Here is an 18,054-nt window from a genome sequence, read left to right as displayed (position 1 = left end):
ATGCGTTGCCGTGGGATGCCGTGTCATCGCGTGCCGTGCCGTGCCGACGAACGACGGCCCGGCTCGGAGCGGCCCGTTTCAGGCGTACGTGTAGAAGCCCTGGCCGGACTTGCGGCCGAGGAGGCCGCCCTCGACCATCCGCAGCAGCAGGGCGGGCGGCGCGTACAGGGGTTCCTTGAACTCCTCGTACATGGCCTCGGCGATCGAGACCGTGGTGTCGAGGCCGATCAGGTCGGCGAGGCGCAGCGGGCCGAGCGGGTGGGAGCAGCCCAGGACCATGCTCTGGTCGATCACCTCGGCGGTGGCAAGTCCGGCGTCGACCATCCTGATGGCGGACAGCAGATAGGGGAACAGCAGCGCGTTGACGATGAACCCGGCCCGGTCGGGGGCGCTGACCGGCTGTTTCCCGAGTACGTCGGTGACGAACCGGGTGGCCCGCTGCTCGACCGAGTCGGCTGTCAGCACGGAGGGGATGATCTCGACCAGTGGCAGCGCCGGCGCGGGGTTGAAGAAATGTATCCCGACCACGTGGTCCGGCCGCTCGGTGGCCCGGGCCAGCCGCACGATGGGGATGGACGAGGTGTTGGACGCAAGCAGGGCGTCCGGGCTCTGCACGATCTTGTCGAGGGTGGCGAACAGCTCGCGTTTGAGGGCTTCGTTCTCCGTCACCGCCTCGATCACCAACTGACGGTCGGCGAGTTCGCCCAGATCGCGGGTGAACCGGACCCGGTCGAGGGTCGTCTGACGCGCGTCCTTGCTGATCTTCCCCTTGGCGACGGCGCGGTCGAGTACGGCGGTCAGCCTTCCGGGGCCCGACTCCAGCGAGGCGTCGGAGGAGACCGTGACGACGACGTCGAGTCCCACGGCGGCGCACAACTGGGCGATGCCCATGCCCATGACGCCGCTGCCGACGACTCCGATCCGGCTGACGGTCCCCTCGTGCCGGTCGCTGCTCGTGCCGGTCATGCGGCGGCTCCCCAGGTCAGCAGTGACGCTCCGATGGACATACCGCCCCCGAAGCCGGTGAGCAGCACGAGGTCACCCGGGCTGAGCGCCCCGTCCCGGTTGGCCTCGTCGAGGGCGACGGGCACGGAGGCGCTGCCCATGTTCCCGTATTTGTGCAGGGTGCGGTGCGTGGTCGCGTTGCCGAGTCCGGCCCGGACCACGAGGTCGTCCAGCATGACGCCGTTGGCCTGGTGCGGGACGAAGTGCCGCACCAGGTCGAGCGGTACGCCGACGCGTTCCGCCAGCCCGGACAGGGCCCGTGGCACCTGGTCGGCGACGAAGTCGCGGACGCCGCGGCCGTCCATCCGGAAGAAGTGCCCGCCCGTCGCGACGGTCTCGGCGGACGCCGGGGTGCGGCTGCCGCCGGCCTCGACCCGGATGAGCCGGTGGGCGTCGCCGCGGCTGGCGAGTTCGACGCCGACGATCCCGTACGGGGCCGGTACCGCGCCGATGAGCGCGGCGCCGGCTCCGTCGGCGAACAGCACGGCGGTCCTGCGGTCGTCGAAATCGAGGATCCGGGAGTAGACGTCGGCGCCGATGACGAGGGCCAGGGCGTCGGGCCGGACCGCGACCAGGCTGTCGGCGAGCGCGAGCGCGTAGACGAAGCCGCTGCACACGGCGTTGATGTCGAAGCAGGCGGCCGAGCGGGCGTCCAGTCCGTCCTGGACCAGGCAGGAGGTGGGCGGCTGCGGGAAGTCGCCGGTGGAGGTCGCGACGATGACGTAGTCGAGCCGGTCCGCTCCCAGCCCCGCCTGGTCGAGGGCGGCGGCGCCCGCCCGGACCGCGAGGTCGGAGGTCGCCTCGTGCGCGGCGGCGTAGCGCCGGGTGCGGATCTGGGTCTTGCGCTCGATCCAGTCCGGGGTGACGCCGACCCGAGCGGCCACTTCGTCGTTTCCGACCTCGTTCTTCGGCACGTACGACCCGGTCGCGAGGATGCCGGTGCGTGCCTTCGCCATCTCAGTCCTCCCGCAGCGGATTGATCCGCCGCACGCCCAGCCGGGCGCGCATTTCGGGGTCGGTCACTCCCAGTCCCTCCTGAGGCGCCAGACACAGCACGCCGACTTTTCCGATGTGGCGGTTCTGCTGCACCAGTCGCGTCGCCTCGGCGACCTCGGCCAGCGGATAAACCTTGGAAAGAGTCGGCATGAGATGACCGAGCTGGAACAGGCGAATGCATTCCGCCTGTTCCTGTAGATTCGCGGCATGACTTCCGATGATCCTTTTCAGGTTCATCCAGAGATAGCGGTTGTCGAAATGGTGATTGAATCCGGTGCTGGATCCACAGGTCACCACGGCCCCGCCCTTGCGTACGACGAAGACGGAGATTCCGAAGGTGGCCTGGCCTATGTAGTCGAAGACGATGTGCGGATCCTCGCCCACTTGCCGCCGTATCTCGCGGCCCAGTCGCTTGCCGAGTTCGACGGTGTTCTCGGGGGTGCGCGGAACGTCGTCGCCGAGACCGATGGCGTTCCGGTTGATGACCACGTCGCAGCCGAGCCTGCGCAGCGCTTGGGCCCGGTCCTCGGAGCCGACCACGCCGATCGGGATGCCGCCGCCGTTCTTCACCATCTGCACGGCGAACGCGCCCAGGCCACCGGTGGCGCCCCAGATGAGGACGATGTCGCCCTGCTTGACGCGCGCTCCGCGGTCGCTCACCAGCATGCGGTAGGAGGTGGCGGCGGTGAGCAGGATCCCGGCCGCTTCCTCCCAGGTCAGATGGGCCGGTTTCGGCAGCAGTTGGCTGGCCCGCGCCACCGCGTAGTGGGCGAGCCCGCCGAAGTTCGTCTCGAAGCCCCAGATCCGCTGCTGGGCGCCGAGCATGGCGTCGGCGTGGGTGGCCGGCTCCTCCTCGTCGACCTGGACGCAGCTCACCACGACGTGGTCGCCGACCCGCCAGCGGCGCACGCCCGCGCCGACCCGTACGACGACGCCGGCCGCGTCCGAGCCCACCACGTGGTGCGGCAGGTCATGGCGGGCCGCGAACCCTCCCTGGCGGGCGTTGCGTTTGAGGAAGTCGAAGGTCGGCACCGGTTCGAAGGTCGCCGACCACACCGTGTTGTAGTTGATGGAGCTGGCCATCACCGCCACGACGACTTCGTCCGGCGCGATATCCGGCATGGGCACCCGGTCGATGTGCATCGACTTGCGGACGTCTTTGTCGGCGACGTCGTCGAACATCCCGACATCCGCCACGCGCAGATGGGCGGCAAGATATTCTTCGGGCAGTGGCGCGCGCTCCAGTTCTGCCGGACCGGCATTCGCATACAGCGCCTCGGCCAAAGAATCCATGTCTTCCCCTCCACCATGAAGAACGCGTCGACGGAATCAGAGGCCACCGCCCGAGCCAGCAACACGCTACGGGACCCACAACGTGCCGCCTACCCTTACCAGCCCCCTATCCGCGCTCTCCAATGCCGGGAAAAGGTATACGGCCGCAGGGGATTCCGAACGGCCGGACAAAGCCGAACCGAGTGGGGGGGGGAAGGTTCGGTTCACCGCGACATCGTCATGTCCCGCTGCCTGCCCGCCATCAGCGCGACATACACGATGAGGGAGGCCGCGAGCCCGACCGCCCAGCCGTAGTCGGCGAGCGGCCTGAGGAACGGAATGATCCCGTCGACCGGGAACGGCCCGGCCTGGTGCCCCGTCCGGTCCAGGGTCGAGTACGACCCGCCCACAGCCAGGACGCCGCCGACCGCGAAGGCGATCACGGCCCGCCAGTTCCATCCCGCCGAGTACCAGTACCGGCCCCCGGCGACATAAAGGTCGGCCAGGTGCAGCACGGTCCGCCGCACGATCCAGTAGTCGGCGATCAGGATCCCGGCGACCGTGCCGAGCAGCCCGCCGACCACCCCGAGCCAGGTGAAGATGTACAGCTCGGGTGTCGACGTCAGCTTCCACGGCATGACCAGCACACCCAGGATGCCCGTGATGATCGCGCCGGCGCGGAAACCGATCAGCTTGGGCGCCAGGTGCGACAGGTCGTACGCGGGGGAGACGACGTTCGCCGCGACGTTCACGGAGATCGTCGCCACGAAGACCGTGATCAGCGCGAACAGCAGCCCGAAGACGTTGTCCGTCCTGCCGGCCAGTGCCACCGGGTCCCAGATCGCCACCCCGTACACCCGCTGCGAACCGGCCGTCACCAGCACCGACATCAGCGCGAACAGGGTCATCGTGGTCGGCAGACCCAGCGTCTGGCCCCACACCTGGGCCCGCTGCCCCTTGCCGAAGCGAGTGAAGTCCGGGATGTTCAGCGACAGCGTCGACCAGAAACCGATCATCCCCATCAGGCCCGGGAAGAAGACCTTCCAGAAGCCCGCGCCCCAGCCGAGCGTCGACCGCTCGTGCAGCAGCGGGCCGAAGCCGCCCGCCTTGTGCGCGATCCAGATCAGCAGCACCACCGCCCCGACCAGCACGAACGGCGCCGCCCAGTTCTCGAAGCGGCGCAGGGTGTCCATCCCCCGGTAGATGACGGCGAGTTCGATCAGCCAGAAGACGACGAAGCACAGCCACAGCGTCCACGGGTAGCCGCCGACCTTCGCGGCGCCCGCCCAGCCGCCGAAGATCTTCCCCAGCAGGACGAAGATGCCCTGGCCGCCGATCCACGTCTGGATGCCGAACCAGCAGCACGCCACCGCCGCGCGCACGAGGGCCGGAAGGTTCGCGCCCCGAACGCCGAAGCTGGCGCGCGCCAGGACCGGGAAGGGTATGCCGTACTTGGGGCCGGCATGGCCGGTCAGCAGCATCGGCAGCAGCACGATCACGTTCGCCAGGGCGATGGTCAGTACCGCCTGCTTCCAGTCCATGCCCAGGGCGACGAGTCCCGAGGCAAGCGTCCAGGACGGGATGCAGTGGGCCATGCCGATCCACAGGGCCACGAAGTTGTAGGTGGTCCAGCGGCGTTCGGCGAGCGGAACCGGGCGCAGGTCGTCGTTGGCGTAGCGGCTGCCGGCCGGGTATGCGTCGGCGGCCGGCTCGACGGCGCCCGGGGGTATGGCGGGAGGCGGCGCGGTGTCGGTCATGGGCACTCCGTTCTACGGGAGGGAGACGGGGAAAGTGGCCCTGTGGGTGCCGTCGACTGCCGTTTCCGGTCGGGTGGTACGACGACCCGACCGTCGTCGGTCATGGGTTCAGCGCGGGGATGACGTACTGCCCGTAGCGGTCGACGACCTGCTCCTGCGCGTCGTGCATCGCGTACACCGCGAACTGGTCCACGCCCAGCTCCCGCAGCGCCCGCAACTTTTCGACGTGCGCCTCGGCCGGGCCGATCAGGCAGAACCGGTCGACGATCTCGTCGGGCACGAACCGGGTGTCCGGATTGCCGCTGCGCCCGTGGTGGGCGTAGTCGTAGCCCTGGCGGGCCTTGATGTAGTCGGTGAGTTCGTCGGGGACCTGGGCCGAGTGCTCGCCGTACTTGGCGACCAGGTCGGCGACGTGGTTGCCGACCATTCCGCCGAACCAGCGGCACTGCTCGCGCGCGTGCGCCAGTGCCTCGGGCGAGTCGTCCGCGGTGACGTACGCGGGGGCGGCGACACAGACCGTCACCTCCGCGGGGTCGCGTCCGGCCGCGACGGCGGCGTCCCGCACGGCCTTGACCATGTTCTCGGTGAGGTAGAGGTCGGCGAGTTGCAGGATGAATCCGTCGGCCTGCTCGCCGGCCATCTTCAGCGCCTTCGGCCCGTACGCCGCCATCCACACGGGGAGTTCGGCGCCCGGGCCGATCCACGGGAACCGGACGACGGTGCCGCCGAGGTCGGCCTCCTCGCCCCGGCCCAGCGCCCTGATGACCTTCATGGCCTCGCTGATCCGGGCCAGGGTGTTGGGCTTGCGGCCCGCCACCCGCATCGCCGAGTCGCCGCGGCCGATGCCGCAGACGGTGCGGTTGCCGAACATGTCGTTGAGGGTGGCGAAGGTGGAGGCGGTGACCTCCCAGGTGCGGGTGCCCGGGTTGGTGACCATCGGGCCGACCGTCAGCTTCGTGGTGTTCGACAGGATCTGGCTGTAGATGACGAAGGGTTCCTGCCACAGCACGGCGGAGTCGAAGGTCCAGCCGTAGGTGAACCCGTTGCGCTCGGCCCGCTGCATCAGGCTGACGACGCGGGAGGCCGGCGGGTCGGTCTGCAGGACGAGTCCGAAGTCCATGAGCGCCACTCCTAGGTGAGGTACTGACAGGTGGAGCGCGGGGTGTAGACGCCGTGGCCGGCGTGTCCGGTGTACTCCCGCTCGGTGATGACGGCCTCGCCGCGCGAGAACACGGTCTCCACCCGGCCGGTGAGCCGCCTGCCCTCGTAGGCCGAGTAGTCGACGTTCATGTGGTGCGTCGCGGCGGAGACGACCTGCTCGGCGTGCGGGTCGTAAACAACGATGTCGGCGTCGGCGCCGGGCGCGATGGTGCCCTTCTTCGGGTAGAGGCCGAACATCCGCGCCGGGGTGGCACAGGCGATCTCGATCCAGCGGCGGCGGGAGATGTGCCCGTCCACGACGGCCTGGTGCAGCAGGTCCATGCGGTTCTCGACGCCCGGCAGGCCGTTGGGGATCTTGGAGAAGTCGCCGCGGCCCAGCTCCTTCTGGCCGGTGAAGCAGAAGGGGCAGTGGTCGGTGGAGACGACCTGGAGGTCGCCCGTGCGCAGGCCCCGCCACAGTGCCGCCTGGTGCTCGCGTGGTCGCAGCGGGGTGGAGCAGACGTACTTGGCGCCCTCGAAGTCGGGTTCGGCGAGGTTGTCGGTCGACAGGAACAGGTACTGGGGGCAGGTCTCGCCGAAGACGTTCAGACCGGCGTCACGGGCCCTGGTCAGTTCGGCCACCGCCTCCTCGGCGGAGACGTGCACGACGTACAGCGGGGACCCGGCGACCTGGGCGAGCCGGATGGCACGGTGGGTGGCCTCGGCCTCCAGCAGAGCCTTGCGGACCTCACCGTGGTAGCGGGGGTCGGTCTCGCCGCGGGCCAGGGCCTGCTCGACCAGGACGTCGATCGCGATGCCGTTCTCGGCGTGCATCATGATCAGCCCGCCGTTGCCGGCGGCGCGCTGCATGGCGCGCAGGATCTGGCCGTCGTCGCTGTAGAAGACACCCGGGTACGCCATGAACTGCTTGAAGGAGGTCACGCCCTCCTCCACCAGCAGATCCATCTCCTTCAGCGTCTCCGGGTGCACATCGGAGACGATCATGTGGAAGCCGTAGTCGATGGCGCAGTTGCCCTCCGCCTTGGCGTGCCAGGCGTCCAGGCCCTCGCGCAGGGAGCCGCCGACGCTCTGGATGGCGAAGTCGACGATGGTCGTCGTGCCGCCCCAGGCGGCGGCCCGGGTACCGGTCTCGAAGGTGTCCGAGGCGTAGGTGCCGCCGAACGGCATCTCCATGTGGGTGTGGCCGTCGACCCCGCCCGGGATGACGTACTTCCCGGTGGCGTCGACGGTCCGGTCGGCGGTGAAGCCCTCGGCCGCCGCGGTGCCGGAGGCCGCGAGGGCGGCGACGCGGCCGTCCTCGATCAGCACGTCGGCGTGGATCTCGTCGGACGCGGTGACGACGAGTCCACCGCGGATGACGGTACGGCTGCTCATGTTCCCTCTCCTGGCGTTGACGACGGTCGTGGAAAAGGCAGGTCATGGGCGGTGGGTCCGGCCCGCGCGCGGGTGGCCGGACGGCCGGGCGCGGCGCGCGCAGGAGACCGCGCCCGCACCCGCGGTACGGACCCGGCGCCCGGTGCCGGCAGACGCAGGGCGGACACGACATCCCGGGCGGCAGACGCGGTACCGCGCACCGACGGCCGCACGGCACACGCGGTACCGCGCCCCCGTGGCCACAGGACCGGCACAGCACACAGCACCCTGCGCCGGCCTTCTTCGCCGCCCGCCCGCCGCCTTCTCCTGCTGCTCGCTTCTCTTTCGGGGTCCGGGATGCCGAGCCGCCCGCCCGGCCCGGCCCCGCCCGGACCGGCCGTTACTGCGCGCTCCGGAGGGCGCGTTCGAGGATGTCGGCGCCTTCTTCGGCCTCCGCGACGGTCAGTGACAGCGGCGGCGCGATGCGCAGCGCGCTGGTGTTGTGGCCGCCGCCCTTGCCGATCAGCAGCCCGCCCTCGCGGGCCGCCTCCAGGACGGCGGAGGCCGCGCCGGGGTCGGCCTCGTCGGTTCCCGGCCGTACCAGCTCGACGCCGATCATCAGGCCGCGCCCGCGCACCTCCCGCACGCCGGGCAGTTGTGCGGTGGCCGTCCGCAGCCGGTCGATGAGCAGTCCGCCGACCCGCCGGGCGTTGCCCTGGAGATCGTGCTCCAGCAGATAGGCGAGGTTCGCCAGGCCGGCCGCCATGGTGACCTGGGTGCCGCCGAACGTCGAGATGCTGTTGGAGTCGAGGCTGTTCATGATCTCGGCGCGGGCCACGACGCCGCCGATGGACATGCCGTTGCCGATGCCCTTGGCGAAGGTGACGATGTCCGGCGGGCCGCTGCGGGCGTGCGCCTGCCAGCCCCAGAAGTGGTCGCCGGTGCGGCCCCAGCCGGTCTGTACCTCGTCGGCGATCCAAAGGATGCCGTGTTCCTGGAGCACCTCGCGGAAGGCCGCGTACAGGCCGTCGGGCGGCGAGGTGAAGCCGCCGACGCCCTGGACGGGCTCGGCGATCAGGGCGGCGGGCGCCCGGGTGTGGCCGAGCAGGTCCTTCAGATCCTCGACGCAGGCGGCGATGAACTCGGCGTCGCTCAGTGCGGCGTAGGGTCCGCGGGTACGGACTCCGCCGTGCACGTACAGGGTCTGCAGCGGGGACAGCGAGGTCGGGGACCAGCCGCGGTTGCCGGTGATACCGACCGCGCTGAAGGACCGGCCGTGGTAGCTGTTGCGCATCGCCAGGATCGTGTTGCTGCGCCGGTACGCGGTCGCGAGCAGCAGGGCGGTGTCGTTGGCCTCGGTGCCGGAGGTGGTGAAGAACACCCGGGCGTCGGGGATCTGCGAGACCTCGGCGATCCGCTCGGCGAGTTCGACCATCGGCCGGTTGAGGTAGAGAGTCGAGGAGTGGATGATCCGCCCGGTCTGCTCGCTGACCGCCTTGGTCACCTCGGGCAGCGCGTGGGCGGTCATCGTGGTGAGGATGCCGCCGAAGAAGTCCAGGTAGCGGTTGCCGTGCGCGTCCCAGACGTGGCGCCCCTCGCCGTGGGTGATCTCCAGCGGGTCCTCGTAGTAGAGGGCGAGCCAGTCGGGGAGGACGGCGCGGTGGCGGGCGTAGAGGTCGTTCACGGCTGCATCAGCCCTTCGTATGCGTCGGGGCGGCGGTCGCGGTAGAACGCCCACTGCTGCCGCACCTCTTCGATGAGGTCGAAGTCGAGGTCCCGGACGAGGAGCTCCTCGCCCTTGTCGCCGGCGACATCGCCGACGAACTGTCCGCGGGGGTCGACGAAGTAGCTCGTCCCGTAGAAGTCGTTGTCCCCGTACTCCTCCTGCCCCACCCGGTTGATCGCGGCGATGAAGTACTCGTTGGCGACCGCCGCCGCGGGCTGCTCCAGCTGCCACAGGTAGGCGGACAGGCCGCGCGAGGTGGCCGACGGGTTGTACACCAACTGGGCGCCGTTCAGGCCGAGTTGACGCCACCCTTCGGGGAAGTGCCGGTCGTAGCAGATGTAGACGCCGACCTTGCCGACGGCGGTGTCGAAGACCGGCCAGCCGGCGTTGCCGGGCTTGAAGTAGTACTTCTCCCAGAAGCCCTTGACCTGCGGGATGTGGTGCTTGCGGTACTTGCCGAGGTACGAGCCGTCCGCGTCGATCACGGCCGCGGTGTTGTAGTAGAAGCCGGACTGTTCGATCTCGAAGACCGGTACGACGATCACCATGCCGGTCTCGCGGGCCAGCTCCTGCATCCGGCGCACGGTCGGCCCGTCCGGCACCCGCTCGGCCCAGCGGTAGTGCTCCGGCTCCTGGACCTGACAGAAGTAGGGGGCGTTGAAGACCTCCTGGAAGCCGATCACCCGGGCGCCCTGACGGGCCGCCTCGCGGGCGTGCTCCTCGTGTTTCGCGACCATGGACTCGGTGTCGCCGGTCCAGACGGCCTGGACCAGGGCGGCGCGTACGACATTGGCCATGAGCTGCTCCTTCGACGGGACGTCAGAGCCTCTACGCGGATAGACACGGGTTGTAGGGGGATGAACCTAGGGCTCCGGAGCGGGCTTGCCAAGACCATCGTCGTCAACCCCGCGGAGTCGATCATGTTTCACACTCCAGTGGGTGAGCCGCCGGGCCGGTCAGGCGGCGAATCCGGCCACCCGGAGGGCTTGCACCAGGTCCCAGTGTCGCTCATCCGAGACGTTTCGCGCGGCCTCCAGCAGGAGCGGCACGAGGCGCTGCGGGTCGGCGGCGGCGCTGCGGGCCGCCTCCTGCGGGGTGCGGACGCGGACGTATGCGCCGAGCAGGGCCCGCACCTCGCGGACGCGTCCCTCGTCCGCCGGCCCGAGCACCGCCGCGCCGATCTCGCCCGCGGGCCGCACCACGCCCTGGCGCAGGATCTGCTCCCCGTCGGCGGCACGTCCCGCCGTGACGAGCGCGTCGGCCGCGGCGACCAGCCGGCCGGCGGGGAGGGAGGCGGTCTCCCACAGCAGGGTGGCCCAGTCGGCGCCGAGCCCGGCGCGGTGCAGTGCGGCGGCGAGCAGCGGAAGCCGGGCGGGCGGCCACCGCGCGGCCTCGACCAGCAGGGCGTGCGCCTCGCCGGTACGGCCCGCACCGCGCAGCCGTGCTCCGCCCGTGGCCCTGACGGCTCGGCCGCCACCATGGCCCCGGCGGACCGGGCGCCCCGCGGCGCACGGCGCCGGTCGGGAACCGCCGCCCCGGGCGGCACCGGCCCGGACACCTGGGGCACGGGGCCGGGCCCGCCGTCGTCCTCCCCCGCCCCGGCGAACCGCGCGCTGCCGCGGCGCCTGCGCCTGGGCCGCCCGACGGGTGGGCCCGGTCCCGGCGGCGTGACGCTGCTCGCGGAGCATCACGTCGAGGCGGTCGTGCAGTGTGCCCCGGGCGCCCGGCCGGGTGTCGTACGCAGTGAGCGCGGCCGAGTGCAGCAGCCGGGCGGTTTCCCGCTGCGCCGCGGCGACGCCGGGGCCATGTCCCGCCGCCAGGTCGTGCAGCAGCGCCTCCACCACGTCCCACGGCGGGATCTCCCGGCCGTCGAGACAGGCCCGCATGCCGTCCGGGTCCCGCTGCCAGAAGACCGCGCACCAGCCGTCGCGCCGGTACAGGCAGGCCAGCAGACCGTTCAGATAGTTTGCGAACTCCCCCATCTGTCCTTGGAGTTGCTCCACTGCCATCGCCCAACTCCTGACGGACCGGAGCACTCAGGCCGACAGAAAACTCCAACCGTGTTACGCCCCGGCTACAGGGAGTTCTCCGGTCGCGGGCCACCGCCGCGGACGCCCCCGCGCGCCTCGGCCACCGCGCGCCAAACCGAGCCCCACACCGCCCGCGGGCCTCAGACCTCGACCAGTACGCAGCCCTGTGCCAGTTCGTCCATCGACAGGCCGAGCGCGCGGACCAGGGCGGCGACGGTGAAGAAGGCCGGGGTCGGCGCCCGGCCGGTCTCGATCTTGCGAAGCGTTTCGGCGGAGATACCCGCCTCGGCGGCGACCTCCGTCATGCTCCGGCTGCCACGCGCCTCGCGCAGCAGCCGCCCGAGCCGCTCGCCGCGCTCGCGTTCTTCCGGGGTGAGAGGGGTGCGCACCATGCTGCCATTCTAATACCGGTATAGTAATTGGCATGGTGGAACTGAAGACGGACTCATCGATCGACGCGATGCACGCGGCGGGCCGCGTCGTCGGGCAGGCCCTGACGGCCGTACGGAAGGCCGCGGGCGTCGGCGTCAGCCTGCTGGAACTCGACGAGGTGGCACATGAGGTGCTGCGCGAGGCGGGCGCCGGCTCACCCTTCCTGGGCTACCGCCCCGCCTCCGCGCCCGTCCCCTTCCCCGCGGTGGTCTGCACGTCCGTGAACGAGGCGATCGTGCACGGCATCCCGGGCCGCTACCGGCTGCGCGACGGCGACCTGGTCTCCGTCGACTGCGGCGCCGAACTCGCGGGCTGGGTCGGCGACTCCGCCATCAGCTTCATCGTGGGCCGGCCCCGCCCCGCGGACGTCCGGCTCGTGGAGACCGCCGAACGGGCCCTGGCGGCGGGCATCGAGGCGGCCGTGGTCGGCAACCGCATCGGCGACATCGCGCACGCGATCGGCACGGTGTGCCGCACGGCCGGCTACGGCATCCCGGAAGGCTGGGGCGGACACGGCGTCGGCCGCCGGATGCACGAGGACCCCTCGGTGCCGAACGAGGGGCGCCCCGGCCGGGGGCTCCCACTGCGGCACGGCATGGTCCTGGCGATCGAGCCGATGCTGATCGGCGGGGGTGGCGACGGCTACCACGCCGCCCCGGACGGCTGGACCCTGCGGACGGACGACGGCTCGCGAGCGGCCCACGTCGAGCACACGGTCGCGATCACCACGGCGGGGCCCCGCATCCTCACGGAGCGCTGATCTCCCGGGACGGCCGCCGCCGGAACGGCGCGCACGCGCGGAGGTCCGGCAGCCGTCCGCCGGCGGCTTCGGACGCGTCCGAAGCCGCCGGCGGACGGGTCGATCACCGGGTCGGGTGCACCACCATGGCCGAGCCGCCGCCCCTGCGGACCGTCTCCGCCGCCGCCAGCCACTTGCCGTTCGGCAGGCGCTGGACGCCGGTCGCGGCGCCGATCTCCGGGTTGCGCGAGAAGGCGTGTCCGATGGCTTCGAGCCGGGTCCGGAGATTGCTGTCGTAGAGGCCGGGTTCGAGTTCGGTCGTGGCCGCGTTGCGCTGGCTGGCGCGCGGTGCGGCGATGGCGTCCACCAGCGGCAGGTGCCGGTCGAGGAACCCGGTCAGGGTCTGCAGCACGGTCGTGATGATGGTCGCGCCGCCGGGCGAGCCCAGCGCCACCACCGGCTTGCCGTGCTTGTCGAGCACGATCGTCGGCGCGATCGACGACCGCGGACGCTTGCCGGGACCGGGCAGGTTCGGGTCGTGCACGGCCGGATTGGCCGGGGCGAAGGAGAAGTCCGTCAGCTCGTTGTTGAGGAGGAACCCGCGGCCGGGCACGGTGATCGCGCTGCCGCCGGTCTGCTCGATGGTGAGGGTGTAGGAGACGACGTTGCCCCACTTGTCGGCGGCCGTGAGGTGGGTGGTGTTCTCCCCCTCGTACGTCGTCGGCGCCGCCGTGCCCCCGGCGGTGCAGGGCGCGGGGTGGCGCGGGTCGCCGGGCGCGACCGGGCTGGTCAGCACCGTGTCGTCCTTGATCAGACAGGCCCGCGAGTCGGCGTACGACTGCGACAGCAGCTGTTTCGTCGGTACGTCCTCGAAGCCCGGGTCGCCGACCCAGCGCCCGCGGTCCGCGAAGGCGATCCGGCTCGCCTCGATGTAGCGGTGCAGGTACTGCGTCTCGGTCGCCTTCGAGAGGTCCGTCCCCTCCAGGATGTTGAGGGCCTCGCCGACCGTGGTGCCACCGGAGGAGGACGGCGCGATCGAGTAGACGCCGAGCCCGCGGTACGAGGTCTTCGTGGGCGCCTGGAGCTTGGCCCGGTAGGCGGCGAGGTCCTTCTCGGACAGGTCGCCGGGACGCGCGTTCCAGCCCGAAGCCGGGTCCACCGGCGGGTGGTTGACGGTGGTGACGATGTCCTGGCCCAGGTCCCCGTGGTAAATGGCGTCGACGCCCTTGCGGGCCAGCTCCGCGTAGGTGCGAGCCAGATCGGGGTTCTTGAAGGTGGAGCCGACGACCGGAAGCTGCCCGTTCGGCAGGAACAGCTCGGCGGTGTCCGGGAAGTAGCGGAACCTGGTCTCGTTGGCGGCCGTCTGCGAACGGAAGGTGTCGTCGACGGTGAAGCCGTCGCGGGCCAGCCGTTCGGCCGGTTTGAGGACCGTCGCCAGGTTCCGGCTGCCCCAGTTCCGCAGGGCCGCCTGCCAGGTGGCGGGCGTGCCCGGCGTGCCGACGCTGAGGCCGCTGGTGACGGCGTCGGCGAAGGCGAGGGGTTTGCCGTTCTCCGTGAACAGTCCGGAGTCGGCGCTGAGCGGCGCGGTCTCGCGCCCGTCGAGGGAGTGGACGGTCCGGGTCCTGGCGTCGTAGTAGACGAAGTATCCGCCCCCTCCGACGCCGGAGGAGTACGGCTCGGTGACCCCGAGGGCGGCGGCCGTGGCGACGGCGGCGTCGACCGCGTTGCCGCCCTTCTTCAGGACCTCGATACCGGCGGCCGAGGCGTCCGCGTCGACACTGGCGACCGCGCCGCCGTAGCCGACGGCCACAGGGACCTTCTTCGGGGTGGCGCCCGCGGCGCCCGGCGGCGCGGCCGCCCCCACGCACACGACGGCGGCCGAGACCGCCAGGACCGACAGTTTGCGCGCGACAGGGCGACGCATTCGCACCTCCAGCGAGTGATCCTTCGCGCAGCTTATCCGAATGTCATGATCCCGTCAGGTACGTCTCGAACACCGGTTTGCTCTGGCCCGCTACCATGCCCGCCCATGAGTGACGACGTACGCAACATCATCCTGGGCGTGCTGGCGGCCGGCATCAGCGCCGGGCTCGGCTGGCTGGCCCGCACCGCTCTGTGGAGGCGCAGGCTGCGACGCAAGCAGGCGTTCTTCGGGCTTCCGGAGAACTCCGAGGCGCTGCTCGTCGTCAACCGCGACCCGGCGACCTCCGAGCCCGCGGTCCACCGCTTCGACGTCTTCGCGCTCCTGGAGCTGGCCGCGCTCATCAAGGAGTGCGGCGCACACCTGCAGATGGTGACCCAGGACAACGTCCAGCAGAGTTTCGGCGACCGCACCGAATTCTGCGTGGGCGGCCCGGGGTCGAACCGGCGCATGCTGGCCCACATGTCCGCGATGCTACCCGGGGTACGGGTGAACATCGAGCCGGAACCGGGCCCGGACCGCGGCGCCTTCCAGATAGGCAGCGAGCGCTACCGGCTGGAGTCGGGGGTCGCGGAGTACGTGCTGCTGGCCCGCCTGACCGCGGGCGAGCGGCGCGAGGCACGGCCGGTGTTCCTGCTCTGCGGCCAACGCGCGATCACCAACCAGGCCGCGTCCCGCTACCTCGCCCGCAACCACGAACGGCTGGCACGCAAACACGGCACCGGTTCCTTCGTACTGCTGCTGAAGGTGGTCAATTCACAGGCGTACGGACCGGACGTCGTCGAACTGGTCGGCGACGTGACACGGGCCGCGCAGGCACCGCTGCCGACGACGGAGACACCCCGCTCCCACCGGGCGTCCTGAAGGCCGTCGGGATCCGGCGCCCGGCCATTCCCGCAGGCCGAAGAAACGCCTGCCGGCGAAGGTCGGCAAGCGGCAGGCGTGGGGCGTGGCGGCGCACTTGTACCGCCGCTCGCCGGACGCGGTGCAGGCGGAGACCGCCGAGGTCTCCACACGCACCCTGTACCAGCACTTCCCCACCAGGACGGCACTGGTGGAGGAGTGTCCGCGCCGTTACGAGCCCGGACCGGATCAGAGGATCGAGCAGTACCTGTCTCCCGAGGGGCTCACCCCCGAAGACCAGCTGCCGGCCCTGTTCTCCATGGTCGCCGAGGCGGATCGGGCCTGCGGATCGAGCGCTCCGCCCAGGAGAGAGCCGGTTCCGAGAACCGGTCGCCGGGGCCGTTCACCGTGATCGCGAAGCCCCGACGAAGGATGCCCTCCGTAGTCGGCCGCTCACAGTGCGGGGTGACAGCAGGCCCCACGTCTGCAGGGCAAAGGGCCGCCCCTTCTCTTCCCCCTCGATCAGCGGCACGTCAAGAAGTCTGAAGCCCGTCTTGGTCGCCACGGCGACGCTTGCGGCGTTCTCGGCCTCCAGCTCCAGGATCACCTGCCCCACACCCAGTTGCCCGAAGGCGTACCCGGCCATCACCCGCACCGCGCGTGCAGCCAGCCCCTGACCACGGTGCGCCGGGCCGACCGCATAGCCGATCTCTGCGCCCTCGGGGACTCGCCGCAGCATCACCTCGCCGAGCGGCGCGCGGCCGTCAACGGTGATGGCGAGCAGGATGGACCTGCCCTCCGCCCGCAACTGCCGGTCCCGGTCCAGCCGTGCGCGAGCGGCCGCTTCGCCGAAGGGCGACACGATCGGCGTCCAGTACGCGATGTCGGGATGGTCGAACAAGTCCGGCATCGCGGCCAGGTCTGCTTCCGACCAGTCGCGCAGGACGAGACCTTCCCCTGTGAGTTCAATCCGCTCGGGAAAGACTGACGAGGTGCCGCTCATGGTGCCGATCCTCCCTGGCCTGACAGAACAGCGCAGCATAACTGGGGCCGCCATCGGCTCACCAGGTTTGTGGTGACAGGCAGTTCGCGACAGCTCTGTCTGTCGGCGCGGCAGTGCGGGACGTCCAGTACAGGTAACCGTGCGGGGTCGGGAACGGCAGAAGCGCGGCTCGCGTAGCGATGAGTACGCACTCGGTCCTGTCCGGCCCCCGGCCTCGTGTGTACCGGTCGGGTGAGCCGCCCGGCGCGCATCCCGTCCATCCGCGGCGGGAGGCGGGAGCATACCGGGGAATCAGTCCGATAGGAGGTAATTGACGTGAACCGCGCGTTGATCATCGTCGATGTGCAGAAGGACTTCTGTGAGGGCGGCAGTGTTCCGGTGAAGGGCGGCGCGGGGCGTGCCGCCGCCATCGCCGATCTGATCCGCCGTGGCGAAACGGGGTACGCGTACGTGGTGGCCACCCGCGACCACCACATCGATCCGGGTGGCCATTTCTCCGAGCACCCCGACTTCCAGGACTCCTTTCCCGTGCACTGCGTCGCCGGCAGCGAGGGAAGCGAGTTCCACCCGGACTTCGCCTCCGCGCAGGAATCTCTCGACGAGGTCTTCTTCAAGGGCGCGCACTCCGCCTCGAAAAGCGGTTTCGAGGGTTCGACCGCCGACGGAACTCCACTGACCGACTGGCTGCGCGCCCGCCAGGTCGGCGCCGTCGACGTCGTCGGCATCGCCACCGACCACTGTGTGAAAGCGACCGCACTGGACGGCGTGCGCGCGGGCTTCACGGTGCAGGTACTGCTCGACTACACGGCCGGTGTGGCCGCCGACACCACCGACACCGCACTCACGCAGTTGCGTCAGGCAGGAGTCGAGCTGAGCGGCCGGCCGGTCGTCGTCAACTGAACCGATCTCGTGCCGTCTCGGGCCTGTTCCGAGTGGGGATCACGGGTCCCCGCCAGGGTACGGGTACGTACCCGTACCCCGGCGGGCTGCCTCGCGATTGATCTTGGAGCGAGCCGGCCTGGGGGTATCGGCCCGCTGGTGGTGCAGCAAGCGCAGGTCGGCCCCTTACTCGTACCGGTACTTCAGCGAGTCCGCCTCCGTCTGCTCGATGTCGGCGATCGTCAGCTCCGGCATCCGCAGTTGGGCCAGCGTCACTTCGGCCGAGGCCGGCTGGGCGTCCACCGGCAGCCACTGCTCCGGTTTCCAGGCCGCGCTGCGCAGCAACGACTTGGGGCAGTGCGGGTAGACCTCCTCGATCCCCAGCACCAGCGCACTGGCCGGCGGCTTGCCCACGGCGGTCAGCTGCGACAGCAGCTCCGGGCGGGTGGAGACGCAGGCCCGGCCGTTCACTCTGAGCGTCGTGGTGCGCCCCGGGATGACGAACAGCAGCCCGGCCCGTCCGGTGGCGATGACGTTCTGCAGGGTGTCCAGACGCTTGTTGCCGGTCGCGTCCGGTATCGCCACCGTCCGTGCGTCCAGGACGGTGACGAACCCGGCGGGGCCGCCGCGCGGGGAGACGTCACAGTTGCCCTCGGCGTCCGAGCTGGCGACCAGGACCAGCGACGAGCAGCCGATCAACCGCCGGGTCTGCTCGGTGAGTTCGGTCATCTGCTTCCGCACGGCCGCGTCGTTGGGAGGTTGGTAGACCCGGCGCAGCGCCTCCTGGTCGGACACGGCGTCGAGGCGGAGCGAGTCGAAGGCACTGCCGGCAAGGGGTGTCGTCATTGGTAGTTGGAGGCGCGGTGCCCTTGCGGGCCCGGTTCCTCCGCCCCCTTTCAATCCGTGCGTGCGGTTTTCCCGCACACGGCTTACCGAT

The 18,054-nt window shown here is 70.7% G+C and carries 17 protein-coding genes; 4 read left to right on the top strand and 13 right to left on the bottom strand.

Features of this window, described 5'->3' with window-relative positions; genetic code table 11:
- Positions 1 to 78: 78 nt before the first annotated feature.
- The 10 genes from ACFYPJ_RS37765 to ACFYPJ_RS37720 all read right to left on the bottom strand — a co-directional run bounded on the left by ACFYPJ_RS37765 (position 79) and on the right by ACFYPJ_RS37720 (position 11,692).
- Positions 79 to 966 carry a 3-hydroxybutyryl-CoA dehydrogenase gene (locus ACFYPJ_RS37765; RefSeq protein WP_389026450.1) on the bottom strand — a complete coding sequence of 296 codons (888 nt, stop codon included), beginning with the start codon at positions 964 to 966 and terminating at the stop codon, positions 79 to 81.
- Positions 963 to 1,961: a 3-oxoacyl-ACP synthase III family protein gene (locus ACFYPJ_RS37760; protein ID WP_389026448.1), complete on the bottom strand. Its 999-nt coding sequence runs from the start codon at positions 1,959 to 1,961 to the stop codon at positions 963 to 965. The genes ACFYPJ_RS37765 and ACFYPJ_RS37760 overlap by 4 nt, the downstream gene beginning before the upstream one ends.
- A 1-nt stretch (position 1,962) precedes the next feature.
- Positions 1,963 to 3,294: a crotonyl-CoA carboxylase/reductase gene (gene ccrA / locus ACFYPJ_RS37755; protein ID WP_389026446.1), complete on the bottom strand. Its 1,332-nt coding sequence runs from the start codon at positions 3,292 to 3,294 to the stop codon at positions 1,963 to 1,965.
- A gap of 203 nt (positions 3,295 to 3,497) precedes the next feature.
- The gene (locus ACFYPJ_RS37750; protein WP_389026444.1) at positions 3,498 to 5,030 is read right to left on the bottom strand and encodes an NCS1 family nucleobase:cation symporter-1; all 1,533 of its coding nucleotides are present in this window, start codon (positions 5,028 to 5,030) and stop codon (positions 3,498 to 3,500) included.
- A 100-nt stretch (positions 5,031 to 5,130) separates the two neighbouring features.
- On the bottom strand, positions 5,131 to 6,150 hold the full coding sequence (locus tag ACFYPJ_RS37745) for a TIGR03842 family LLM class F420-dependent oxidoreductase (protein ID WP_389026442.1): 1,020 nt from the start codon (positions 6,148 to 6,150) through the stop codon (positions 5,131 to 5,133).
- Positions 6,151 to 6,161: 11 nt separating this feature from the next.
- Positions 6,162 to 7,565 carry a dihydropyrimidinase gene (hydA, locus tag ACFYPJ_RS37740; RefSeq protein ID WP_389026440.1) on the bottom strand — a complete coding sequence of 468 codons (1,404 nt, stop codon included), beginning with the start codon at positions 7,563 to 7,565 and terminating at the stop codon, positions 6,162 to 6,164.
- 379 nt (positions 7,566 to 7,944) lie between these two features.
- Positions 7,945 to 9,228 carry an aspartate aminotransferase family protein gene (locus ACFYPJ_RS37735; protein ID WP_389026438.1) on the bottom strand — a complete coding sequence of 428 codons (1,284 nt, stop codon included), beginning with the start codon at positions 9,226 to 9,228 and terminating at the stop codon, positions 7,945 to 7,947.
- A complete protein-coding gene (locus tag ACFYPJ_RS37730; RefSeq protein ID WP_389026436.1) occupies positions 9,225 to 10,067 on the bottom strand; it encodes a nitrilase-related carbon-nitrogen hydrolase in 843 nt (280 codons plus the stop codon). The genes ACFYPJ_RS37735 and ACFYPJ_RS37730 overlap by 4 nt, the downstream gene beginning before the upstream one ends.
- Positions 10,068 to 10,226: 159 nt before the next feature.
- A complete protein-coding gene (locus ACFYPJ_RS37725; RefSeq protein ID WP_389026434.1) occupies positions 10,227 to 11,252 on the bottom strand; it encodes a hypothetical protein in 1,026 nt (341 codons plus the stop codon).
- Between the two features lie 188 nt (positions 11,253 to 11,440).
- Positions 11,441 to 11,692, bottom strand: coding sequence for a helix-turn-helix domain-containing protein (locus ACFYPJ_RS37720; protein ID WP_389026432.1), 252 nt, complete (start codon positions 11,690 to 11,692; stop codon positions 11,441 to 11,443).
- A gap of 32 nt (positions 11,693 to 11,724) precedes the next feature.
- On the opposite strand from ACFYPJ_RS37720, the gene map reads away from it, so the two are divergent.
- Entirely contained in the window at positions 11,725 to 12,492 is a 768-nt protein-coding gene (map, locus tag ACFYPJ_RS37715; RefSeq protein WP_389026430.1) for a type I methionyl aminopeptidase, read from the top strand.
- Positions 12,493 to 12,595: 103 nt separating this feature from the next.
- On the opposite strand, the gene ggt is transcribed toward map, so the two are convergent.
- Positions 12,596 to 14,395 (bottom strand): gamma-glutamyltransferase, encoded by a 1,800-nt coding sequence (ggt, locus tag ACFYPJ_RS37710; protein ID WP_389026428.1) that lies wholly within the window; start codon positions 14,393 to 14,395, stop codon positions 12,596 to 12,598.
- 105 nt (positions 14,396 to 14,500) lie between these two features.
- Between ggt and ACFYPJ_RS37705 the strand changes: the two genes are divergently transcribed.
- On the top strand, positions 14,501 to 15,256 hold the full coding sequence (locus ACFYPJ_RS37705; protein ID WP_389026427.1) for a hypothetical protein: 756 nt from the start codon (positions 14,501 to 14,503) through the stop codon (positions 15,254 to 15,256).
- Positions 15,257 to 15,341: 85 nt separating this feature from the next.
- Entirely contained in the window at positions 15,342 to 15,647 is a 306-nt protein-coding gene (locus ACFYPJ_RS37700) for a hypothetical protein (RefSeq protein WP_389026425.1), read from the top strand.
- On the opposite strand, the gene ACFYPJ_RS37695 is transcribed toward ACFYPJ_RS37700, so the two are convergent.
- Positions 15,639 to 16,238 carry a GNAT family N-acetyltransferase gene (locus ACFYPJ_RS37695; RefSeq protein WP_389026423.1) on the bottom strand — a complete coding sequence of 200 codons (600 nt, stop codon included), beginning with the start codon at positions 16,236 to 16,238 and terminating at the stop codon, positions 15,639 to 15,641. The two genes, ACFYPJ_RS37700 and ACFYPJ_RS37695, sit on opposite strands and share 9 nt — an antisense overlap.
- A 315-nt stretch (positions 16,239 to 16,553) precedes the next feature.
- Between ACFYPJ_RS37695 and ACFYPJ_RS37690 the strand changes: the two genes are divergently transcribed.
- A complete protein-coding gene (locus ACFYPJ_RS37690) occupies positions 16,554 to 17,138 on the top strand; it encodes an isochorismatase family protein (protein ID WP_389026421.1) in 585 nt (194 codons plus the stop codon).
- A gap of 165 nt (positions 17,139 to 17,303) precedes the next feature.
- On the opposite strand, the gene ACFYPJ_RS37685 is transcribed toward ACFYPJ_RS37690, so the two are convergent.
- Positions 17,304 to 17,963, bottom strand: coding sequence for an MSMEG_1061 family FMN-dependent PPOX-type flavoprotein (locus ACFYPJ_RS37685; RefSeq protein ID WP_389026419.1), 660 nt, complete (start codon positions 17,961 to 17,963; stop codon positions 17,304 to 17,306).
- Between the last annotated feature and the right edge of the window lie 91 nt (positions 17,964 to 18,054).

The organism is Streptomyces sp. NPDC006012 (assembly GCF_042871185.1).
In the GTDB taxonomy this organism is placed as follows: domain Bacteria; phylum Actinomycetota; class Actinomycetes; order Streptomycetales; family Streptomycetaceae; genus Streptomyces.
Note: the sequence above shows the minus strand (reverse complement) of the source record. Positions and strands in the feature narration are given on the sequence as shown.